The following is a 5,067-nucleotide window of genomic DNA, read 5'->3' as shown; positions in this document are numbered from 1 at the left end:
GTTTATTTTCTTAACTAACTAAATAGAAATAGCATGAGTTGAGGAATATTGACTAGTAGTGAACAAGGTTATAAATAGCGGAGTAACTAAAAAGGCAGCATTTGCTACGTATAATGCTATGAAATAAAAAGTAATTTATAGGCATCACCGATCACAAAAATATGTTTGAGAATGTAACTCACCGCTATAGCGTCAAGAAAGCAGAGTTAAGCCAATGGGGATTGGTTGCAAACCACTCCACGAGAAAATCTAACATTGTCCTTAATGTTGCTGGCATTTGCCGCCGCGAAGTATAGATACCGTAAATACCCATCGCCTGCGGCTGATAACCCGGTAATAAGCTGACCAGATCGCCTCGGGCGATATAGGGGGCAGCAGAATAACTGGGTTGCAGAGTAATCCCCGCCCCTTCCAACGCACCACTTAGCAAAACTACTGACTCATTGGCACTCAAATTGCCACTGACTGCAACGGCTGATTTTTCGCCCTGCAAATCAAAATGCCACAAACTTTTGCCAAAATATGAGTATGTCAGGCAGTTATGTACCGCCAAATCATAGGGTGTTTTGGGTATTCCGTTGGCTGACAGGTAGGCCGGAGAGGCACAGACAACGGAATGGCACATGGAAAGTGGCCGTGCAATTAAATTCGGGTCTAACTCATTGGTTATACGCAATGCTAAATCAATGCGTTCCTCTACCAGATTGACTGCCCGGTTATTGATTTGTAAATCAACCGCGACCTGGGGATAACGGCGTAAATAGTCAGTGACAGCAATCACCAAAGCACTCTGCCCAAGAGACTGAGAACAACTGATTCGCAATAAACCGCGCAATTCATCACTACCTTGCCCTGCAATCACATCCATCTCTTGGGCAAACTCAAGCATACGTCGGCAACGTTCAAGGGTGGTTTCGCCAGCATGGGTCAGGCTCAGTTTTCGTGTTGTCCGATGTAACAGCCGCGCCCCCGCCCACAGCTCCATCTCAGCCAGATAGCGTGTCACCATCGCCCGTGACATCTCTAATGCTTCGGCGGCAGCAATCATGCTGCCACGCTCGACAATCGCGACAAAAACCTCAGCAGCAGTGATCCTATCCATGATTAGCTCGATTTAAGCAACAAACAGTTGCTCATTATCAGGTTTTTCTATCGAACGATGCAATCTATTATCTAACCCATACCCCAGTCATCCTCAGGAAAACCGCTATGTTTAACAAAACGCTATTACAAATGACCTTTGCCGGTCTGGCAACCTTCGCAGCCGTAGCAAACGCAAGTGCTGCCGAACAACTCAAAATGGAAGTCTATAATCCAGGCGAAAAGAGCATCTTCCCAGTCTCTTCTGAGATTATCAGCGGCAAAACTGAAGTGGTTCTGATTGATGCGCAATTTCAGCGCAATGACGCCGAAGCACTGGTGAAGAAAATCCAGCAAAGTGGCAAAAAACTGACCACCATTTATATCAGCCAAGCCGATCCTGATTTCTATTTCGGTCTGGATGTCATCACAAAAGCATTCCCACAAGCCAAAGTACTCGCCACACCCCAGACCATTGAAGAAATAGAAGCGACCAAAGACGGCAAAATGGCCTATTGGGGACCGATTCTAAAAGAAAATGCCCCAGGCAAAATCATTGTTCCACAAGCACTACAGGGCAAGAGTTTCACTATCGATGGGCAAAAAATTGATGTTGAAGGGCTAGACGGCCCATCACCTGAAAAGACATTTGTCTGGATCCCATCCTTGAAAGCGGTTGTTGGCGGTGTCGCTGTCTCCGGTAATATCCATTTATGGGTCGCGGATACTCAAACCGCAGAATCACGCCAGCACTGGCTAACAACATTGGAAAAGATTAAAGCACTCAAACCAGTGACCGTGGTTCCTGGGCATTATCTCGATAACGCGCCACAAACATTGGCATCAGTGACCTTTACTCAGAACTATTTAACCACACTGAATACAGAGATTCCTAAGGCGAAGGATTCCGCAGAACTGATTGCGGCGATGAAAAAACACTATCCAGAGTTGAAAGATGAATCTAGCTTGGAGTTAAGTGCTAAGGTACTGAAAAACGAGATGAAATGGCCGCAATAAGCGGCGCTTAAAATTAATCAGTACGGCATTACCCTGTCATCAACCAAAGTGCCAGAAGGCGGTAACTTGAATGGTGACGGGGACGAAGAGGAGAACATAATGACCCCGCTAACTTTGCATTACATTTTCGACCCTTTATGCGGTTGGTGCTATGGCGCAGCGCCATTGGTGCAAGCCGCACAAAGCATTCCTGATCTGACACTGGTACTGCACGGTGGTGGGATGATGTCTGGACCGAATCGTCGCCAGATAGATAGCCAATGGCGTGGTTATGTGATGCCTCATGACAAACGTATTGCCGAACTCACCGGACAAACGTTTGGTGAGGCTTATTTTAATCACTTGCTGAATGATACTTCAGCGATTATGGATTCCACGCCACCTATTGCCGCCATTTTAGCGGCTGAACAATTGGCCGGACAAGGCGCGGATATGCTCCATCATATCCAGCAAGCTCATTATGTCGAGGGCCGCCGTATCGCCGACAGCTCGGTATTAATTGAACTTGCCACTGATATTGGCTTAAGCCGGACAGCATTTATCAACGTGTTCAGTTCCGCCCAGACAGCATCGACTCAGCATATTGCTGATAGCCGCGCCTTACTGGCGAGGGTACATGGACATGGTTTCCCGACCTTTGTGCTACAAGATAGGCAGGGAAAACTGTCCGCCCTACCCGCAAATGAATATTACGGTGATCCAATTGGCTGGGCCAAGATGCTGAAAAGTATGCTGGTGCACTAAAAATTGGCAGGGGCCGCTTCATAACAACCTTGAGCCGGCCGCCCAGTAGTAGGTAAACAAAAACGAGCAACAGATTGATTGAGCTGGAATGCTTGTTTTTGTAATACCTCCGATGCACCGGTGGATTGCTGGGCTAACTCAGCATTCAATTTTGTCACTTCATTAATCATCCCCACTTGTGTGGTTATCCCCTCAATACCTTGACTCTGATCGTGTGATGCAGCAGATATTTCCGCCATCAAATCAGTCACCTTTTTAACTGCATCAATAATAGCCCGTAAGTTATCACCTGACCGCGCGACCAAACCGCTCCCTGTGGAGATAGAGCTGGATGAATTATGAATAAGCCGCTTAATATTCAGCGCGGAATTGCCACTTTGATGTGCCAACAAGCCAACCTCTCGTGCTACAACGGAGAAACCGCGCCCATGCTCACCGGCGTGCGCTGCTTCAATGGCAGCATTTAATGCTAAAATATTGGTCTGAAAAGCCACCGATTCGATGAGCGTAATAATTGCCGTTATTTCCTGCGAACCGGCAGAAATATCAGCCATTGATACCACGACGCTAGACATCATTTCCCCGCCTTCACGGGCGATAACGCTGGTTTCATTAGCCAGAAGATTGGCTTGATCGGCACTCATCGTGTTCTGTTTTACCCGGGTAGTGAGCTGATACATGCTTTGTGTTGTTGCGGCCAGTGATTGTGCTTGCGACTGTGTTTGTTCAGCAAGACGATGGCTATCTGCGGCGATTTGATTAACACCTGTCAGGATGATTTCTGCACCTGCGCGAACCTGACTCACCAAGACAATTAAGCCTTGTTGCATTTGGCATATGCTATCAGCCAATTGTCCAGCCTCGCGGCTGGTAAACGATGAATATGTAATCTGGCGTGATAAATCACCGGCGGCAATAACGTTAATATGGGAAATAAGGTCATTAAGTGGCCGGATAATTAAGCGTGTAACACCGAGCCAAACTGAAAAGGCAAGGCACAGCAATACCGCCAACGCTGTAATAACCCCCTGCTTTGCTGACGATAAGGACGATAATAGCTGGCTATCCATTACAGCCCGATTATTCTCACTTTGCTGCAAATAGTGGTAATACTTTTCGGTAAAATCACTTTGAAAGCCTTGTATCGGGACTTCAAAAAACCGATCAATGTTACTGTTCTTTGACAACCCCTGCCCAAGCTCAGTCAAACCTTGATATAACTGCTGATAGCTTTCCTTTAATGCAATGAATTCTGGTCGTTTATCGTGAACAGAAAGAAGTAATAACTCACGATAATTTTGCTGTGACTGCTGCATAGATTGCAGTGCTTCATTCAAAAGACTATGCCAGCTCCCCTCAGAACCGGTCTCTTTGTCCTCCATATAATAGATACCGGCCCGATTGAATTTGTCGCTAGCAATTAATAGCTCCATTCTGGCGCGATCCATCAACACTTCTTGTTGATGGCTATAGTGCGTTTTTTCAACATTAACGGTGGTACTATCCAATATATGAGATAAATACCCGATGGAAAATAACTGCAATAAGGAGAAAAGGCTAATAACGAGTATTAGACCAAACAATATACCGAACTTTCCATCGGAGATTGGGCCTAATCCTTTAACATGAGAGAGAAGCCTTATAACAAACAACCTGATGTGATATAACATTATTTTTACACCGGCGATAATTAATATACCAACATTACTCGTCAAACATTACAAATATATTTCAGGAGATTACATCATGTATCACTGCGTGTTAATAAACGAAAATTATGAATAGGATGCCCCTGGGATTGTTCAATCAAAATAGTATTTTCATCTAATTTATAGAAAACAGGGTAACTTATTGTATAGGGTGTATTAAGGAAATCATATAAACAATTATCGTCATTATTATATATTGATAGAGATAACACATCACCGATAAAAACTCCTTTACTCGCATCAACCACACGAAAGACAATATTACGCCGTGCTTTCAAATCATGGTTTTCACCATACACATCGGCAGATGAGTTTATCTCTCGCCCCATAATATTAACTCTGGAGTAAACATGATAAATGTCAGGTGAATGATTAAAACAATAGTTCACCTCCCAATAGCCTTCAATCTGTTTCATTGGGTGAATATAAGAATATATACGCCCAGTGCCATACCCTAATCCTATTGATATAAAAACACTAAAGATCAAAATAAATATTATTTTCGCTCGCATATCAG

5 protein-coding genes are annotated in these 5,067 nt (G+C 44.6%); 2 read left to right on the top strand and 3 right to left on the bottom strand.

Annotated features, from left to right (window positions below):
• Positions 1-184 precede the first annotated feature (184 nt).
• On the bottom strand, positions 185-1,102 hold the full coding sequence (locus V2A85_RS21765) for a LysR family transcriptional regulator (protein ID WP_420072343.1): 918 nt from the start codon (positions 1,100-1,102) through the stop codon (positions 185-187).
• Positions 1,103-1,209: 107 nt separating this feature from the next.
• On the opposite strand from V2A85_RS21765, the gene V2A85_RS21760 reads away from it, so the two are divergent.
• A complete protein-coding gene (locus tag V2A85_RS21760) occupies positions 1,210-2,097 on the top strand; it encodes an MBL fold metallo-hydrolase (RefSeq protein WP_420072342.1) in 888 nt (295 codons plus the stop codon).
• 99 nt (positions 2,098-2,196) lie between these two features.
• Positions 2,197-2,841 carry a DsbA family protein gene (locus V2A85_RS21755; protein ID WP_420072341.1) on the top strand — a complete coding sequence of 215 codons (645 nt, stop codon included), beginning with the start codon at positions 2,197-2,199 and terminating at the stop codon, positions 2,839-2,841.
• Here V2A85_RS21755 and V2A85_RS21750 read toward each other — a convergent pair.
• Together V2A85_RS21750 and V2A85_RS21745 are read right to left on the bottom strand one after the other, a co-directional pair.
• On the bottom strand, positions 2,838-4,511 hold the full coding sequence (locus V2A85_RS21750; RefSeq protein WP_420072340.1) for a methyl-accepting chemotaxis protein: 1,674 nt from the start codon (positions 4,509-4,511) through the stop codon (positions 2,838-2,840). The two genes, V2A85_RS21755 and V2A85_RS21750, sit on opposite strands and share 4 nt — an antisense overlap.
• Positions 4,512-4,585: 74 nt before the next feature.
• Positions 4,586-5,062, bottom strand: a complete 477-nt coding sequence (locus V2A85_RS21745) for a hypothetical protein (protein WP_420072344.1) — start codon at positions 5,060-5,062, stop codon at positions 4,586-4,588.
• Between the last annotated feature and the right edge of the window lie 5 nt (positions 5,063-5,067).

The organism is Yersinia sp. 1252 StPb PI, assembly GCF_048593885.1.
Taxonomy (GTDB): domain Bacteria; phylum Pseudomonadota; class Gammaproteobacteria; order Enterobacterales; family Enterobacteriaceae; genus Yersinia; species Yersinia enterocolitica_E.
Note: the sequence above shows the minus strand (reverse complement) of the source record. Positions and strands in the feature narration are given on the sequence as shown.